Origin of the sequence: Cobetia sp. Dlab-2-AX (assembly GCF_024124625.1) — a bacterium.
Lineage (GTDB): Bacteria > Pseudomonadota > Gammaproteobacteria > Pseudomonadales > Halomonadaceae > Cobetia.
On sequence record NZ_JAMXRV010000001.1, the window covers coordinates 484,809 to 501,273 of the forward strand.

Annotated in this window: 17 protein-coding genes; 4 read left to right on the forward strand and 13 right to left on the reverse strand. The window is 64.1% G+C overall.

Annotation, left to right across the window (positions count from 1 at the left end; all coding sequences use genetic code 11):
* Positions 1 to 213: 213 nt before the first annotated feature.
* The 10 genes from NH396_RS02100 to ftsB form a co-directional block, all read right to left on the reverse strand.
* On the reverse strand, positions 214 to 1,584 hold the full coding sequence (locus tag NH396_RS02100; RefSeq protein ID WP_166018839.1) for a TolC family outer membrane protein: 1,371 nt from the start codon (positions 1,582 to 1,584) through the stop codon (positions 214 to 216).
* Positions 1,585 to 1,958: 374 nt separating this feature from the next.
* Positions 1,959 to 2,936: an RNA polymerase sigma factor RpoS gene (gene rpoS / locus NH396_RS02105; RefSeq protein ID WP_176677651.1), complete on the reverse strand. Its 978-nt coding sequence runs from the start codon at positions 2,934 to 2,936 to the stop codon at positions 1,959 to 1,961.
* Between the two features lie 61 nt (positions 2,937 to 2,997).
* The gene (locus tag NH396_RS02110) at positions 2,998 to 4,239 is read right to left on the reverse strand and encodes a peptidoglycan DD-metalloendopeptidase family protein (protein ID WP_253061237.1); all 1,242 of its coding nucleotides are present in this window, start codon (positions 4,237 to 4,239) and stop codon (positions 2,998 to 3,000) included.
* Positions 4,232 to 5,185 (reverse strand): DUF368 domain-containing protein, encoded by a 954-nt coding sequence (locus NH396_RS02115; RefSeq protein WP_253061239.1) that lies wholly within the window; start codon positions 5,183 to 5,185, stop codon positions 4,232 to 4,234. The genes NH396_RS02110 and NH396_RS02115 overlap by 8 nt, the downstream gene beginning before the upstream one ends.
* Positions 5,182 to 5,838, reverse strand: coding sequence for a protein-L-isoaspartate(D-aspartate) O-methyltransferase (locus tag NH396_RS02120; protein ID WP_233593656.1), 657 nt, complete (start codon positions 5,836 to 5,838; stop codon positions 5,182 to 5,184). Before NH396_RS02120 ends, NH396_RS02115 begins: the two co-directional genes overlap by 4 nt.
* 185 nt (positions 5,839 to 6,023) lie before the next feature.
* The gene (gene surE / locus NH396_RS02125) at positions 6,024 to 6,770 is read right to left on the reverse strand and encodes a 5'/3'-nucleotidase SurE (RefSeq protein ID WP_200017427.1); all 747 of its coding nucleotides are present in this window, start codon (positions 6,768 to 6,770) and stop codon (positions 6,024 to 6,026) included.
* A gap of 51 nt (positions 6,771 to 6,821) precedes the next feature.
* A complete protein-coding gene (locus NH396_RS02130; RefSeq protein ID WP_306424365.1) occupies positions 6,822 to 7,997 on the reverse strand; it encodes a tRNA pseudouridine(13) synthase TruD in 1,176 nt (391 codons plus the stop codon).
* Positions 7,990 to 8,490 (reverse strand): 2-C-methyl-D-erythritol 2,4-cyclodiphosphate synthase, encoded by a 501-nt coding sequence (gene ispF / locus NH396_RS02135; RefSeq protein ID WP_290441682.1) that lies wholly within the window; start codon positions 8,488 to 8,490, stop codon positions 7,990 to 7,992. The genes NH396_RS02130 and ispF overlap by 8 nt, the downstream gene beginning before the upstream one ends.
* Before the next feature lie 91 nt (positions 8,491 to 8,581).
* Positions 8,582 to 9,388: a 2-C-methyl-D-erythritol 4-phosphate cytidylyltransferase gene (locus NH396_RS02140; RefSeq protein WP_253061241.1), complete on the reverse strand. Its 807-nt coding sequence runs from the start codon at positions 9,386 to 9,388 to the stop codon at positions 8,582 to 8,584.
* A complete protein-coding gene (ftsB, locus tag NH396_RS02145) occupies positions 9,385 to 9,789 on the reverse strand; it encodes a cell division protein FtsB (RefSeq protein ID WP_253061243.1) in 405 nt (134 codons plus the stop codon). The genes NH396_RS02140 and ftsB overlap by 4 nt, the downstream gene beginning before the upstream one ends.
* A 123-nt stretch (positions 9,790 to 9,912) precedes the next feature.
* Between ftsB and NH396_RS02150 the strand changes: the two genes are divergently transcribed.
* Complete coding sequence (locus tag NH396_RS02150; RefSeq protein WP_253061245.1) at positions 9,913 to 10,224, forward strand: NGG1p interacting factor NIF3; 312 nt, start codon at positions 9,913 to 9,915, stop codon at positions 10,222 to 10,224.
* A 52-nt stretch (positions 10,225 to 10,276) separates the two neighbouring features.
* On the opposite strand, the gene NH396_RS02155 is transcribed toward NH396_RS02150, so the two are convergent.
* Positions 10,277 to 10,861 carry an NUDIX hydrolase gene (locus tag NH396_RS02155; RefSeq protein WP_176677654.1) on the reverse strand — a complete coding sequence of 195 codons (585 nt, stop codon included), beginning with the start codon at positions 10,859 to 10,861 and terminating at the stop codon, positions 10,277 to 10,279.
* Positions 10,862 to 11,003: 142 nt separating this feature from the next.
* Between NH396_RS02155 and NH396_RS02160 the strand changes: the two genes are divergently transcribed.
* The gene (locus tag NH396_RS02160; protein ID WP_176677655.1) at positions 11,004 to 11,633 is read left to right on the forward strand and encodes a CoA pyrophosphatase; all 630 of its coding nucleotides are present in this window, start codon (positions 11,004 to 11,006) and stop codon (positions 11,631 to 11,633) included.
* A gap of 257 nt (positions 11,634 to 11,890) precedes the next feature.
* Positions 11,891 to 12,556 (forward strand): 2OG-Fe(II) oxygenase, encoded by a 666-nt coding sequence (locus tag NH396_RS02165; RefSeq protein WP_253061247.1) that lies wholly within the window; start codon positions 11,891 to 11,893, stop codon positions 12,554 to 12,556.
* A 12-nt stretch (positions 12,557 to 12,568) separates the two neighbouring features.
* Here the strand turns inward: NH396_RS02165 and NH396_RS02170 are convergent, their stop codons facing one another.
* Positions 12,569 to 13,975: an MFS transporter gene (locus tag NH396_RS02170; RefSeq protein ID WP_253061249.1), complete on the reverse strand. Its 1,407-nt coding sequence runs from the start codon at positions 13,973 to 13,975 to the stop codon at positions 12,569 to 12,571.
* Positions 13,976 to 14,222: 247 nt separating this feature from the next.
* Positions 14,223 to 14,957, reverse strand: coding sequence for a class I SAM-dependent methyltransferase (locus NH396_RS02175; RefSeq protein ID WP_253061251.1), 735 nt, complete (start codon positions 14,955 to 14,957; stop codon positions 14,223 to 14,225).
* Between the two features lie 331 nt (positions 14,958 to 15,288).
* Between NH396_RS02175 and NH396_RS02180 the strand changes: the two genes are divergently transcribed.
* Positions 15,289 to 16,323: a lysophospholipid acyltransferase family protein gene (locus NH396_RS02180; RefSeq protein ID WP_253061253.1), complete on the forward strand. Its 1,035-nt coding sequence runs from the start codon at positions 15,289 to 15,291 to the stop codon at positions 16,321 to 16,323.
* Positions 16,324 to 16,465 lie beyond the last annotated feature (142 nt).

The window sequence follows — 16,465 nt, forward strand, 5'->3', positions numbered from 1 at the left end:
CACGAAACCGCCTGTCTCGAGGCCGCGCTGCCCTTGTGCACTGATCTTCGGCGCCTTTCTGGCTAGTCATCACTTGCCTGATGAACACAAGCTTAAGCATCAGTGGCCTGACCCACTGATGCCCTCAAACGCATGCTCGCGAAACGTATGCACCCCCGCAGGCAGGGCCTGTGGGGGTGCATGCAGCACGTGGCGACAGCCAGCTCGGGACGATCAGGGCGTCACGTTTTCCAGCTCGTCGGAGCTCTCATCATTCAGCACCAGGGATACCTGACGATCTGCCTTGAGGCTCTCGTTGAGGTCACGCACGCTGTTGATATCGATGATACCTGCCGCCTGACGCAGGTTGAGCAGGTCGAGCACATAGGTGTAACGCGAAGAGGCGTAGTCCGCCAGCGCCTGATACAGGGCCTGCTCGGCGTCCAGCACGTCGACGATGTTGCGCGTGCCGACCTCATAACCGGAGCGAGTCGCTTCCAGTGCGCTACGGCTGGAGACGATCGCCTGCTTGCGCGCCTTGACGGTCAGGACGTCGCTGCGCACCTGGCTGTAGAGCGAACGCACGCTCTGGGTGGTGGAGCGCTGCTGGTCGAGCAGGTCGTACTGGCTCTGCTCGAGCAGATGGGTGCTCTGACGTACCTGGGCGGAGGTGCGGCCACCGGTATAGATCGGCAGGGAGGCCTGGATACCGATCTGGTTGTATTCCTGATACCCCCCGGCAGTATCGATGTCGGTTTCATCGTAGGAGTAGGTCGCGAAGGCACCGACTTCCGGCAAGTGGCCTGCGCGGGAGGTCTTCACATCGCCTCTGGCGACATCGACACCCTTCTGGGCAGCACCAATTAGCGGGTTGTTGGACAATGCCATCTCGACCCACTTGCTGCGGCTGGCCGGCACCGGCGCTTCGATCGCCAGATCTTCTTCCAGGCCATCGATGGAATCGTACTGCTGGCCCGTCAACTGCTGCAGGGCCTCGAAGCTGACCTGAAGATCGGCTTCGGCCGCGATGCGCTGGGCGCGCGCATCATCGAAGGATGCCCTGGCTTCCTGCACGTCCGTGATCGCGATCAGACCGACCTCGAACTGCTGATTGGCCTGGTCCAGCTGGCGGGAGAAGGCCTTTTCCTGAGCAATGCGCGCATCGAGCACATCACGATTGTTCAGAATGGTGAAGTAGGCAGACGCCACGTCATAGAGCAGCTGCTGCTGATCGGAATCCAGCAGCAACTTCTGCTGACGGGTGGTGTCCTTGCTGGTCGCGAGCTCATACCAGTCGGCGGCATCGAACAGCTGCTGGTTCACGTTGACCACGATGTTGCTGTCGGTGTAATCGCCCTCGGTGCCGCTCTGGGAATTGCCGGTGACATCGGTACGCGACACGGTTCCCGTGGCAGTGATCTGGGGCAACAGGTCAGCAAGCTCGATACGCTCATTGTCCTCGACGCTCTGATAGAGCGAGCGAGAGGAGGACAGGCTGGCATTGTGGGTCAATGCATCACGGGTGATGTCGAGCAGATTGGCAGCCTGAGCCTGGGTCGCAAAACCCATCGCCAGCACCAGTGGCAGTATGCGAATGTTGGCCATGTATGCGTTGTTCCTGATCAGTGACAGTCGTGACCTGCATGGCGCCTCGAAAGCACCAGGACAAGGTAAAAGGTAGCTCACACATCGGCTGGACTACTGCCTCAGCCCTGCTCAAGCGGGTCGTGAAAAAGTGGCCTTAGTCTAATCGTCGCTCTTTTGGGCGTCCAGTTAGTTGGCTAACGTTATTGCACGATACAGCGTTTCCAAATTGACAACAATGTCAGGGAGCACCCTGCGCTCGAACGTCAGAACACCCCACTCTGCCAGTATAATGATGACACAATATGAAAACGGCCCACTCGAATCACGAGCGGGCCGTTTTCACTGGCAACCTGCATCAAGGCATCGACAGCCACGACGACTGTGCCCGCGCATCATTCGAAGATGGATTCGAGCGTCAACCCCTGCTTCTCGAGCATACGTCGCAGCTTCTTGAGCGCCTCGACCTGAATCTGACGGACCCGCTCACGCGTCAGACCGATTTCCTCGCCCACTTCCTCCAGCGTCGCGGCTTCGTGACCACGCAGCCCGAAGCGACGCACCACCACTTCCATCTGCTTCTCGGTCAACTCCGCCAACCACTCATCGACATGCGCCTTGACGTCGACATCCACCAGGCTGGACTCCGGGCTGGTGTCATTCTCGTCGGCGATCGTCTCGATCAGCGGCTTGTCGCTCTCACCGCCCATCGGATAGTCGACGGATGACACGCGCTCATTGAGCCCCAGCATCTTCTTGACGGTATCGACCGGCTTGTCGAGGAATTCGGCGATCTCCTCCGCGGTGGCCTCATGATCCAGTTTCTGGGTCAGCTGGCGCGCGGCACGCAGGTAGATGTTGAGTTCCTTGACGACATGAATCGGCAGACGAATGGTGCGTGTCTGATTCATCAACGCCCGCTCGATGGTCTGGCGAATCCACCAGGTGGCGTAGGTCGAGAAACGGAAACCGCGCTCAGGGTCAAACTTCTCCACCGCGCGGATCAGCCCCAGATTGCCCTCCTCGATCAGGTCGAGCAGCGACAGACCACGATTCAGATAGCGCCGCGCGATCTTGACCACCAGACGCAGGTTGGACTCGATCATGCGCTGGCGACCGGCAGGGTCGCCCGCCTGTGCCAGGCGCCCGAAGTAGACCTCCTCCTCGGGCTTGAGCAACGGGGAAAAACCGATCTCGTTGAGGTAGATCTGGGTCGCATCCAGGCTTTGGTAGTGCTTGCGCTCTTCACGATTCAAGGCGCGTTCGAATGCCGCCTCTTCCGCTTCTGCCTCAAGCGTATCGTCATCCTCCTCGACATCCTCAAGGGACAACTCAACCTCAGCCTGATCGATATCCTTTTCCAGCATGCTCATGTCGATACCCCGTTGTCTCTGGTCTGGTGCCAGGAACTTGTTGTTGTGGCAGCGGTGGGAATCAGCGTTTAGGCAGGAATTTCAGTGGGTCCTTGGGCTGCCCATCCTCGCGAATCTCGAAGTGCAGCTGAGCACGTTCAGCATCAGTGGCTCCCAGAGTGGCGATGACCTGTCCGGCGTCGATCACATCGTTCTCTGATACACGCAGAGTGTCGTTGTGGGCGTAGGCGCTCAGATAGCGGTCGTTGTGCTTGAGAATGATGAGGTTACCGTAACCACGTACTCCGCTTCCGGCGTAGACCACGATTCCCGGCCCTGCTGCCTTGACAGGTTGCCCCTTTTGACCAGCGATATCAATGCCGCCGGTGACACTCTCGGACTCGCCGAACTTGCCGATGATCTCGCCTTGCGTAGGCCACTGCCAGTCAACGTTTTTTACCGGAACGTAGGTCTTCTTGGCCGGTGCAGCCTTGACGGTTTCGCCAGCGACGTTGGTGCCCTTTTCAACCTTGGCAGCCTCATTTTTCACGCTAGCGGCCGCTTTCTCGCGCTCTGCCGCGGCGGCAGCGGCGGCTTGCTCGGCCTTTTCCTTGGCGGCCTTGCGCGCCTCGGCCTGGGCGGCGGCCGCACTGGCAGCCGCCTGGCTGGCTGTCTGACTGGCCGAACTGCTGGCTTGCGCAGCACCGCTGCTGACCTGCTCTACGCTGTCATTGGCGGCGTTGCGCGCCGTCTCGGCGAGCGCCTCTTCACTGCCTTCCTGGTAGACAGGCCCCAGCCCGGCCGCCGCCGCGGCCCCGGTGGCGGCCGATGACACGCCACCCGAGCCGGTCGTCAGCGACTGGGCCTGGCGGGTGCGCTGTTGCTGCTGAGCCATGGCGGACTCATCCGGTGCCAGCCAGTCCGGCAGTTCGCTGCCGCCGGCGATCGAACCATCGCTGCCCCCGCCCATCGGCGTGGCAACGACGCCACCGCCCGAGGAGACGCTCGTACCGGAAGCGCCCGCCGCTCTCGCCGGCAGCTGGGTATTGGGGTCCAGACGCAGCGTCTGCCCCGGCTGCAGGGTGTAGGGCGGATTCAAGCCGTTCATGCGCGCCACATCCCGGAAATCCTGACCACTCTGCCAGGAGATGCCATACAGGGTGTCACCGCGCTGAACGGTATAGGTGTCGGAGGTGATACGCGCATTGCCGGCGTTGAGGTCCTGAACCTGCGGGCGAGTGGTCGCCGTGCTGCAGGCTGTCAGCGCACCCAGCGCCAGACCGGCCAACGTCAGTTTGATTCCCTTGTCCATCCTGTCACGCATGTTCCTGCTCCTTGCGGGAATTGCTGGAGTCGTCATCCGGACCGGAGCGTTCTCCGGCAAACCAGACAAGCAATACGCCGGCCAGCATCAGGGCGAGTGCCGCCCACAGCTGGGCAGGCTCACCGGTCACACTGGTGTAGGTATCCGGCATCATGAACTGGTAATCCAGCGGAACCTGTTCACCCTTGGGTCCCAGACGATAATCGGTGATGGTGCGCCACGGCCACAATACCGGCAGCGAGCCGAGAATGAAGCCCGTCAGCAGCATCAGTGTCGCGGTATGATGATGACGAAACAACCACGACAACAAACGCGAGAAGGTGAACAGCCCGATGGCGCAGCCGCTGCCGAACAGCACGATCAGCTGCAGATCGAAGCTCTTGATGCCAGTCATCACCGTGCCGTAGAGGCCCATGGTCAGCAACAGGAAGCTACCGGAGACGCCCGGCAGCAGCATGGCACTGATGGCGATGGCACCGCCGACCACCAGCACCCAGGAGGCATCGGTGGCGGCAGGCAACAGGCTGGGCAACTTGCTGGCCAGCACCAGCCCCAGCGCCAACCACACAAGATACCCGATCCGGAAGGTGGTGATACGCCGCGCGACCACCACCCCGGAGCACACTACCAGCCCGAAGAAGAAGGCATTGAGCAGCAGCGGCTGCGCCTCCATCAACCAGGTCACCAGATGCGCCACGCTGATCAGGCTGGCGAAGATGCCAGCGGCCAACGGCAGCAGAAAGGCCAGATTCAAATGCTGCCACAGCGCCTTGACACCCTGCTCACGCCATACGCCGATGGCGGAGGGGCCGAAGCGCTTGATGGACTCGATCAATTCTTCATAGATGCCGGTCACGAAGGCAATCGTGCCGCCTGATACCCCGGGCACGGCATCCGCCGCTCCCATGCCAGCGCCCTTGAAGAACACGCTCAAAGCTCGTTTCACCTGATCACTCCCTCGAGCAACGGCACGAAGCGCACAGCCTCGAACCGCTGAATATCCTGAGTGTCGCCAACACGGCGCACTCGTGTCAGCCACTGACGATCACTGTCGTCCTCGGCCAATGGCACGATCATCACCCCCTGCGGGGCCAACTGCTTCAACAACGCCTGCGGCAGATGCGGTGCGCAGGCAGTCACCACGATCAGATCAAATGCCGAGTCATCGTCCTGCCAGCCATGCCCACCATCGGCATGGCGCAACTCGACATTGTCGAGCCCGAACCAGCCAAGGCGTTGAGCGGCCCTGGCGTGCAGCACGGCGATGCGCTCGAGCGAAGACACCCGAGCGAACAGACGCGCCAGCAGCAATGTCTGATAGCCCGAACCGGTGCCGACCTCCAGCACCCGACACTCCTCGCGCGGGCGCGGCGCTTGCGCGAGGGCAAGCTCCGTCATGCGGGCGTGCATGTAAGGCTGGGACAGGGTCTGCCCCTGCCCCAGCGGCAGTGCGGTATCTTCATAGGCACGATGCGCCAGCGCCTCATCGAGAAACAGATGACGCGGCTCACTGGCCATCAGCTCCAGCACCCGCTCATCGCGAATGCCGGCATCCTCCAGGCGCGCCACCATGCGGTCTCGCGTGCGCTGGGACGTCATGCCGATACCGCTCAGCTGCGCCGTGTCCGGGCGCCTGAGATGCAGGGGCCCGGCGATTCCCGCTGCGCTGTCTGACTGCGCAAGCGGGAAAGCGTTCTGATACACGTCCTTCATGGTCTTGATTCATATCCTGTCGAGCGAGGACTTCACAGCGAAACCTTGAGCCTTGCCTGGCGCTGCATCGCTCAGGTCAGCGCATCGAGCCACTGTTCTACATCGTGGCGCGCCCCATGGGAGGTAAGGTCCGTCATCAACGGCGTGATGGACACATAGCCCGCCGCGATGGCGGCGAAGTCGGTGTCATCGCCATCATCGATGCCATCGCCGGCCAGCGCGATCCAGTAGCGGGTGCGGCCACGCGGGTCCTTGACCTCGATCGGGGCGCCCGCCGGGCCACGGTGGCCCTGACGCGTGACGCGAAAACCACGAATCTCGCTCCACGGCACATCCGGCACATTGACGTTGAGCAGCGAGCGCGGCGGCAATGCCAGGGTCTCGGCCGCGCCGACGAGGCTCGCCGCCACGCGCCCGGCGGTCTCGAAGTGGGTCTTGCCGCACAGTGACATCGCGATTGCCGACATGCCCAGCGAGCGTCCTTCCATCGCCGCCGCCACGGTACCGGAATACAGCACGTCATCGCCCAGATTGGCGCCATGGTTGATGCCGGAAATCACAATGTCAGGCTTCTCGTCCCAGACGCCATTGACGCCCAGGTAGACACAATCCGCGGGTGTGCCGTCGACGCTGTAGAAGCCGTTCTCCATCGCGGACAGCAACAACGGCCGACTCAGCGTCAGCGAGTTGCTGGCCCCTGAGCGGTCACGGTCCGGCGCGACCACACGAATGCGTGCCTGCCCGGCCAGGGCATCATGCAGCGCCTTGAGCCCCGGAGCGTGCACGCCATCATCATTGGAAAGCAGAATCCTGCGCATCATCTCACTCCTTTGCGAATCATCGGATGGCCGTCATGTGGCCTGACGGCACTACAGCAGTGGGTGGGCGATCAGCTCACGCAACAGGCCCGTCGCGAAGCTGCCACGCGGCAGATCGAAATGCAGCCAGACACTGGCCTCGCTGCCTTCGGTTTTTGCCTGCCCTGGCGTGATATCCCACTCCAGGCGCGGCTTGCCGGGCATCAGGCGCAGCGGACGACGCTCCGTCTTGACCCCGGCCTTCTCGAGCCCCTCGCACAACTGTGGCCAACGCGTGGCCAGGACCTGCTCGAGCTGGGCGACCTGCGCGTGAGCCTCCGCACGCCCGGTACCCCACAGCGGGCCAGTGGGATGAATATCGCCACTCGCCAGGCGCTGCGCCAGCGTCTCGGCTGACTCACTGCCATCGGTGACGAAGCGCGAGCCCGTCCCGTTGAGCGCAAATACTTCTCCGTTCATCGCCGTCGCCCAGCAATTCGCCTTGAGGCGCGCCGCCAGCACCTCGTTGAACAGGAAGCTGCGCGCGGTCGACAGCAGCATGCCGCTGCGGTCATCACGCTTGCGCCAGCCACGCACCAGCACGGCACGTGCCCGGCCGAGATTATGTCCCTGATGCCCGAAACGCTGCGGCCCGAAATAGTTGGGCACACCATCACGTATCAGCGTCTGCCAGCGCGCCTCGAACTCGGGATGCGCGACGGCCTCACCGCTGACACGCAGCGCGAAGCGGTTGCCGCGATGCACGCCACGCTTGAGCTTGCGCGGATGACGCACGCTGGCCAGCACGCGGACGCCCTTCTCGGCCAGTGCATCGCCGAGATCCTGCGGCGCTTCACGCCCGGGCAACCACACGGAGACCCACTGCTGGGTGATCGCCTGCTTGTCCTTGAGACCGGCCACGCCGATATCACGCGGCGCAACCTCGCACAGGCTGGCCAGTTCACGGCACAGCTCATCGGTGGTCAGGCCGCGTTTCTCGACCCACAGCCACTGATGCTCGCCGTGGCCCTCGGGCACGAAGTCCATCAGCTCGGTGACCCGGAAGTCCTCCGGCGTGTGGCGGAAGTCGCCTGCTCCCAGCGGGCCGCCATGCGCATGCGGCCAGCGCTGCATCAACTCGGATTCCTTGACCCACGCCTCGCTGCCCGCAGCATCCAGCGCCGTCAGCGCCTCGGCAAACAGCGCATCCGCCTCGGGCAACTCGGACATGTCATTCACTTCAGACATGCTCGGCTCCGCTCGCGGTCGGCAGCGCGCCCAGCAGCACCACGGCCTCGGCGGCGATGCCTTCCTTGCGACCGGTGAAGCCGAGCCGCTCGGTGGTGGTGGCCTTGACGTTGACGACCGCCAGCGGCACGCGCAGGTCTTCGGCGATCACTTCCCGCATCGCCTGGATGTGCGGCGCCATCTTCGGCGCCTGCGCCATCACGGTGAGGTCGACATTGCCGACCCCGAAACCGGCGGCATTGACCAGCCCGATCACGTGGCGCAGCAGGCCACGGCTATCAGCGCCGGACCACTCGCTGTCGGTGTCCGGGAAATGCTTGCCGATATCGCCCATGCCACAGGCGCCGAGCAGCGCATCACACAGTGCATGCAGCAGCACGTCACCGTCGGAGTGCGCCACGAACCCATGCTCGTAGGCGATCTTCACGCCCCCGATCATCAGGTGATCGCCATCGCCGAAGCGATGCACATCAAAGCCGTGGCCGATGCGCAGGGCCATCGGCACATGGCCAGCCTGTTGGGGAGAGGTCGAGGATTGCGCAGAGGCAGTGGCAGCAGCGGGTGTTGCAGATTGCTCAGTCATGTCAGGCAGACGTCCGGGGGCTATCGGGAAGCGCCTCGCGCGCGGCCAGCAACAGGCGCGCCATGGCGAGGTCTTCCGGATGGGTGATCTTGAGATTGTCGCGGGCGGCGGCGACCAGCACGGGGGCACGGCCACAGGCCTCCAGTGCCGAGGCCTCATCCGTGATGAGCGCGGGGTTCTCCCCCAGCGCTTCACGCAGCGCCCGTCGCAACAGGCCCAGCGGGAAGGCCTGCGGCGTGAAGGCATGCCACAGGCCGACGCGGGATTCGGTATGCGCGATGCTCGGCGCACGCTCTTCATCGCCGCCACTGCCATCGCCACCGCCATGCGGGCGCGAGTCGCCGGCCGGCGCGGCGCGTTTCATGGTGTCACTGGCGGGGGCCGCGAGGATGGCGCCATCGGCACTGCGGCGAGCGGTCGCGACCAGCGCATGGATATCGGCATCACGCACGCAGGGACGCGCGACATCGTGCACCAGCACGAGGTCATCGTCATGGGCGTGGCGGCTCAGGCAATCCAGGCCCGCCAGCACGCTGTCGGCACGCTCGCTGCCACCATCGGCGCGCAGCCAGTCCTGCCACGGCACCATCGACGGCGTGAAATAGCCATCATCGGCGCCCAGCACCAGACAGAGTCCTGCCTCGGGCAAGGCGCGCTTGAGCGTGGCCAGCGTCGCCTCCAGCACGCAGCCGCCGGGCGACAGCTCCAGATACTGCTTGGGGCGGTCGGCCTGCATACGGCTGCCCACGCCGGCGGCCGGCACCAGATACCACAGTCGGGGCTCGCGCGAGGCGTCTGTCGGCATCATGGCGTGATCACCTTGGGCAGCCCGCCTTCCAGGCCCTTACCCTCCAGCGCACCGTCCGCCACTTCATCTGGTGAAGGCGCCTTGCGTTCAGGCACCGCGACATTGGGCACCCACAGGAACTGTTCGTCCTTGCGCACCATGCCGAGATCATTGCGTGCACGCTCCTCGATGGCCGCCAGACCATTCTTGAGGTCGACCACTTCCGCACCGAGTCGCTGATTGCGGTTGTCCAGCACCGCACCTTCCTTGGACAGCTGATGCACGCGTGCGCGAATATCGAATAATTCGGTGATGCCATTTTCGCCCCACCACAGCCGATACTGGAGCAGTGCCAGAAGCAGCAGCAGTGAGATATTGATCCATTTGAGCATGGCGATGTCCTTGGCCGTTGCAGCGCGCATTATGCCATCATCCGGGAGCGTGACGCAGGCACTGCCAGCATCCGTTGCCACGCTTGACGCCCCCCAGTCGACCAGGGCCACCTGATGACAGCGCCCTCTCACCCTTCTGCCAGGAGTCATCCAATGTACAAGCTTGCGTTCTTCGTCCCGGAGAATGACGCCGAACACGTCAAGGAAGCCGTCTTCGCCACCGGCGCAGGGCGTATCGGCGACTACGAGGCCTGCTGCTTCGAGACACGCGGCACCGGCCAGTTTCGGCCACTGGCCAGCGCCAATCCGCATATCGGGACCTGCGGCACGCTGGAGCGCGTCGCCGAACTGAAGATAGAGCTGGTATGTGACGATTCGCTCATCGCCGCTGCCGTGGCGGCGCTGCGCGAGGCCCATCCCTATGAAGAAGTCGCCTTCGATTGCTGGCGACTGGAATCGCTCTGACCCCGCGCGTCCCGAAGAACGAGGCACGCGAGGTCAGCACTGGCCAGACGATCTAGCTCGCAGGCAGGAAGGTGGTGTTGAAGAAGTGCTCGCGGGTGTCCAGGTCGATCTGCTCGAGATGCAGCGGGAAATGCTCGTCACCCTCGCCGTGGCGGCGGTCCTCGAAGTAGCGGCGCAGCGTCACTTCCATGGTCGGGAAGGCCAGCGACTGCCAGGGGACCTCCTCTTCGGCGAACAGCGCCACCTCGAGGCTCTCGACGCCAGCCGAGTAGTCGCTGATCAGCTCGGCCCGAAACAGCATGTAGACCTGATTGATGTGCGGCAGGTCGATCAACGTATAAAGCCCCTGCAGCTTGACCTCGGCGCCGGCTTCCTCCCGTGTCTCGCGAGCAGCGGCGTCGCTGGTGGTCTCGGCGTTCTCCATGAAGCCGGCCGGCAGGGTCCAATAGCCCAGGCGCGGCTCGATGGCACGCCGACAGAGCAACACCTTGCCGTCCCGCACCGGCAGGGTGCCCGCGATGATGCGCGGATTCTGATAATGGATGGTGCCGCAGCTATCACACAGGTAGCGCAGACGATCATCGCCCTGCGGCACTGCCAGACGCACCGTTTCACCACAGTGACTGCAATAATTCATTCGCTCTCCCATGAAATCTCAAGGCACCCTTCAGTGACATCCCGTCTCAGCTTCCTCGCTGCGCGGTGGGCCCAGCGGCATGGCAGTCGCCTTGACCGCCAGGACCCTCGCGCCACATCATGAATGCCTACGAGGAAACGACATGCTAGAAGCCCTGCGCCAACGCCTGCAAGCACATCAACCCCTTGCGACCGACCACCAGCTGCCACGCGCCGCCGTCCTGATCGCGCTGATCGATCGTCCCGAACCGACGCTGCTGCTCACGCGTCGCGCCAGCCATCTCAGCCAGCACCCCGGCCAGGTGGCCTTTCCCGGCGGCAAGGCCGAACCCGATGATAGCAATCTGTTGGCCACCGCGCTGCGCGAAGCCGAGGAAGAAGTCGCGCTACCGCCCAGCGCCGTGGAGGTCTTCGGCCAGCTGAGCGACGTGATTTCCCTGCACGGCATGCATGTCACGCCCTTTGTCGGACGCATTCCCGCCGACCTGCCGCTGCGCGCTGACCCCGGCGAGATCGAGCAGATCTTCGAGATGCCGCTGAGCATGTTGCTCAAGGACGAGCGCGAGCATACCGACGTGATCACCGTCGGTGACGAGACCTGGTACGTGCCCAGCTATCGCGTGGCCGACCAGGTGCTGTGGGGGCTGTCCTCGATGATGCTGGTCGAACTGATGGCCATCGGCTTCGGCCATGCCGTGAGCCTCAAGGCAGCGCCACCGCCTGGTGCACCGCTGCGCCATCTGCCGCCGCGCCCCGTGCCGCCTCGGCCCTGAAGCTCAAGACCCTGAACTCCTGAACTCCTGAACTCCTGAACTCCTGAGTTAATGAGCTCCAGAGCTCCAGAGCACCTGAACCAGGCAAGGTGTGTTCCCGCCAAGCGGCTCGCCATTGCCCTGATGTCATCGCCCTGATGTCATCGCCCTGATGGCATCGCACCGCTGCCATTGCCCTGACAATATTGCACCGACAATGGCACTGGACTATAACTCCTCGCCCACGATGCCATGCCACTTCCCGTTCGGAGCGCCTGATGCCCGCTGTACCTGCACCCGCCCCACTGCTGGACCCTGTCGCGCTGAACCTGCTGATCGATGAACTGGTCGAGCATGGCTACAGCGTGCGCCCCGATTTCCTGCCGCGCCAGGTCATCGCCCAGCTCAATGATGAACTGACGGCGCTGGAGACGCGGCAGCAATTGACGGCGGCGGGTATCGGGCGCGGACGCGAGCATGATCTGCGCCCGGACATCCGCGGCGACGCGATTCGCTGGCTGGACCGCAATTCGCGTGCCCAGCGCGCCTACCTGGAAGCGATGAACGTGCTCAAGGATGAGCTCAACCGCGCCCTCTATCTGGGGCTGTTCGAGTATGAGGCCCACTTCGCCCACTATCCGGTCGGCAGCTTCTACAAGAAGCATCTCGACAGCTTTCGCGGCCGCGGCAATCGCCTGATCTCCAGCGTGCTCTATCTCAATGAGGACTGGCCGCGCGATGGCGGCGGCGAGATCGTGCTCTACGACCCCGAGGATGACAGCCGCGAAATGGCGCGCGTCACCCCCGAGGCCGGCACCTTCGTGTGCTTCCTTTCCGAGCAGATCCCCCATGAGGTGCTGCCGACGCATCAGGCGCGCGCCAGTGTCACCGGCTGGTTCCGGCGCAACAGCTCACAGGGCAATCTGGTCGACCCGGCACGCTGATCTGAAAGGTGACTATTTCGGGAGCGTTCGCTCTTCCTGCAAGGCCTGCTCCTCCTTGACCTCGATCTCCTCGAGGCTGTCCAGCGAGGCCTCCGTGATCAGCTCCGGCATGTCAGCGACCAGCTCACGCGTGACCTCGACCAGCGGGTCATCGGCTTCGGCGTCACGCAGGTGCTCTTCGGCGGCCTCGACCAGTTCAGGCCCGACCGCAAGCTCGGTGCCCAGCGGTGTCTGCGGGGCATGGGTCTCGAAGGGCGCCAACGGCTGTGGCGCCGGGCGCATCACGCGTCGCCAGACGAAGAAGAGCAGCATGCCGCCACCCATCACCGCCAGACTCAGCGCCATGCCGGGCATCGCGCCCATTTCGGCCATCGGCAACGATACCGCCGGCGGTGACAGGGTCGACCCCACCGCATTGATCAACAGCAGGCCCTGACTCATGCGCACCAGGGCGCCGGCGGGCGCACGGTCGGCAGCATGGCTGACCGCCACCGGATAGAGGGTGAAAGCGGCGCCGCCGAGCAGGAACAGCACCGTCAGCTGGGCGATGCCCTCGCGGGCCGGCCCCATCAGCAAGGCGGCGAAGCCGACGATGGCGATCGACAGAATGATCAGCACCTGCTGGCGATCATGGCTGTCAGACCAGCGGCCGATGGGGTATTGCAGCAACATGCCACCAAGAATCACCAGCGCCATGCGTTGACCGATCTCCGCGGTGCTCAGGATGCCGCCATCGCCCAGCGCCAGAGGCAGCAGACTGTAGATGACCGCCACCACCAGTCCCGAGGCCAGGCAACCGAACACGCCCGTCGGTGTGATGCGAATCAGGCGCCACGGGCTCAGGGGTTCGGACTGTTCGATCAGCGGCGAGACACGCGGCAGCAGTACCAGCGGCAATACCGAGGCCGCCGCCAGCATCGCCACCAGCATGAAAGCTGCCTCGAGGCTCAACATGGCAGTCACGCCCAGCAGCAGCTGACCGAGCACCCCCGCGCCGTAGAGCACGATCATGTAGAGCGCCAGCAGACGCCCGCGCACGGCGGGGTCGGCGGCGCTCAGCAGCCAGCTCTCGATGACCAGATACACTCCGACCAGCGACCAGCCGATCATCATGCGCAGCAGGAACCACACCACCGGGTGGTCCCCCAGCCCCATGGCCAGTGCCGCGACCGCCACCAGCGAAGCGAAGCCGGCATAGGCGCGGATATGGCCGATGCGCAGCAGCAGGCGGTCGTTGACCAGCGCGCCGAGCCCGAGGCCCAGATAGTAGGCCGAGCTGATCAGGCCGATCGCCTCGCTCGAGACGCCGGTGGCAGACAGCCGCAACGGGACCAGCGAGGTCAGCATGGCGTTACCGATCCCCAGCAAGGCAAGGCCGAGCAGGGGTGCAAGGGACATCAACAGCAGATGACGGGGCATGACCAGATCCTCGGCCGGCCGCCAGTCAGCGATCAGCCAATGCCGCAAGGTGCGGATATCGTCGGGAGAGGGAATTTGCCCTGCGAGAATACGTCAAGGCGCGGGCAATATAGTGACAGTCCGCGCCAAATCCAAGCCTTTTTGCGTCATTTGGCGACCATGTCTTCTTTCGTGCCGCTGCGCCCTGTCCTGCGCTCTATCCATGCCCTGTCCCGCGCCCTGTCCCATGCCCTGCCCCGCGCTCTTGTCAGGCGGATCGGGGCACGCGGAAGATGACACTGTCGTTGGCGACCTGCTCAAGCTCGAGTCCGTGCGTACGCGCCAGCCAGGCAAAGGTCGCCGGGCTGAACAGGCACACATGCGTCGGGTCACGCAGGTAGTGCCAGCGCCTGAGCGCTTCCGGGTCATCCGAGGCGGGCTGGGTCATCACCCCCAGCAGGCCGCCGGGCTTGAGGCAGCGCAACCACTGGCGGAAGACTTCTCCCGGGGCGTAGAGATGCTCGATCACCTCGGTGCTGACGATGAAGTCATGCTGGCGGGTGAGCGCGGCCGGGTTCGGATGATAATAGAGGTCGTGAAGCGTCATCGGATGGCCCGCCTCCTCGAACATCTGCGCCAAGGCAGGCCCCGGTCCACAGCCGAAATCGAGCCCGCTGACACCGGCCGCGAGCCGCTCGCACATCGGCGTGAAGAGCCTGGCCAGGAAGCTTCGATAACGCGGGTCTGCCGGGTCATTCTCGTGCTGGTCGTAGATGTCCTGCTCTGCCCTGGCATCCAGGCGCTGGGACGGCGCCAGATACAGCAGATGACATTCCGGGCAGCGCAGGTAATCACGCTCATCGGCGGGCGGTCGCTTACCGGTGTCGGGGCATGGCCTGCGTCGCTGTACCAGGTGCAGTACATGCTGGCACCGGGGCGCCTCACACAGCGGGCAGACAGTATCTGAAGGCGGATAGGGAACGGGGGAATCAGGGGCTGACATCAGGGCTCCGCGGCAAGGGACACTGGCGATGAGGGTCGATGTCACCACACGGCTGGCGGTGACAACTCGCCGCCACGCGCGACACCGCGGCGGCACGAGCAATTCCGCAGCAGGTGAACGTATCGAAGGTGGCGACGGTCTGAGTGCTGAATGATACCCCGCGCCAGTGTATTGCGCCTGCCGCGATGGAGCCTGCAGGCACCGCCCCCCTCTGGCACAATGAACATCATTCGAGTGCGGCACCGCGACACCTGACGATGTCACGGCGCCTGCCTTCGCGTCAGACAGTCGCGATCTTTCACGCCAGACCACCGGAACTTCACGTGTGACGATGGACAAGACTCTCAAGCGGTTCGAACAGGCCATGGAACAGCGCCTGACTCCTCTCAAGGCCAACTCCGTGGCCTGTCTGTGGCAACGACTGGCCGGGCTCAGCACCCGTCAGCTCTGGTGGCTGGCGCGCCCGTTGGCGCGTATGGTGCAGCTGTGCAATCCCCGCGAGCGTCGGGTCACGCGCCAGAATCTTGGCCAGGCCTTCCCGCAGCTCGACAAACAGGCGCGCGCGCGTCTGGCAAGCGACAGCCTCGCGCATTCCACCGCCACCATGCTGGAACTGGGCAAGGTGTGGCTGGGCGATGAAGACGCCGTGCGCGATTCGATTCTCGAGGTCCACGGCCGCAACCTGCTCGACGAGGCGCGCGCCGAGGGGCGCGGTGTCATCGTGCTGGCGCCGCACTTCGGCAACTGGGAAGTGCTCAATTTCTGGCTCTCCAGCCACTTCCCGTTCACCGCCATGTACGAGCCGCCCAAGTTCGAGCGCCTCGACCCGATCATCCGCAATGGCCGTGAACGCATGGGCGCGAGCCTGGTGCCCACCAACTCGCGCGGCGTGGCTGCCTTGCTCAAGGCACTCAAGCGCGCCGAAGCGATCGGCATACTGCCGGATCAGGAGCCGGGTCGTGGCAGCGGCGTCTTCGCCGACTTCTATGGCCGCCCCGCCTATACCGCCACCCTTTTGCCCAAGCTGGTGGCGAGAACCGATGCACGCGTCGTCACCGGTGTCGCCCAACGCCTGGAAGATGGCCATGGCTTCGCCATCCACTTCCTCGCCGCGGATGAAGGTGTCTATTGCGAAGAGGAAGTCGCCTCGGCACGCGGGGTGAATGCCTCGGTGGAATCGGCGATCGCCTTGGCGCCGGCCCAGTATCAGTGGGAATACAAGCGCTGGCGCAAGAGCCCGCAGGAAATGGAGCAACAACCGGGCTGGCAGGAAGCCCGCTTCTATGCGCGCACCTATTCCTTCTTCTCGCTCAAGGGCTGGCGCCGTTACTTCAAGCATCGCCGCAAGGCCAGCAAGCACGGCTGAGGGCAGCACTGGCGCAACAGGCCATCAGCTCCCAGACTGAATGCGCATGGCTCAATGACAGGAGGCAAGGATGCCGATCGAGACTCACGCCGCTCACGTCGCTTACCTCACAAGTGGCGCATCGCCCCGGCGCCCCTCACTG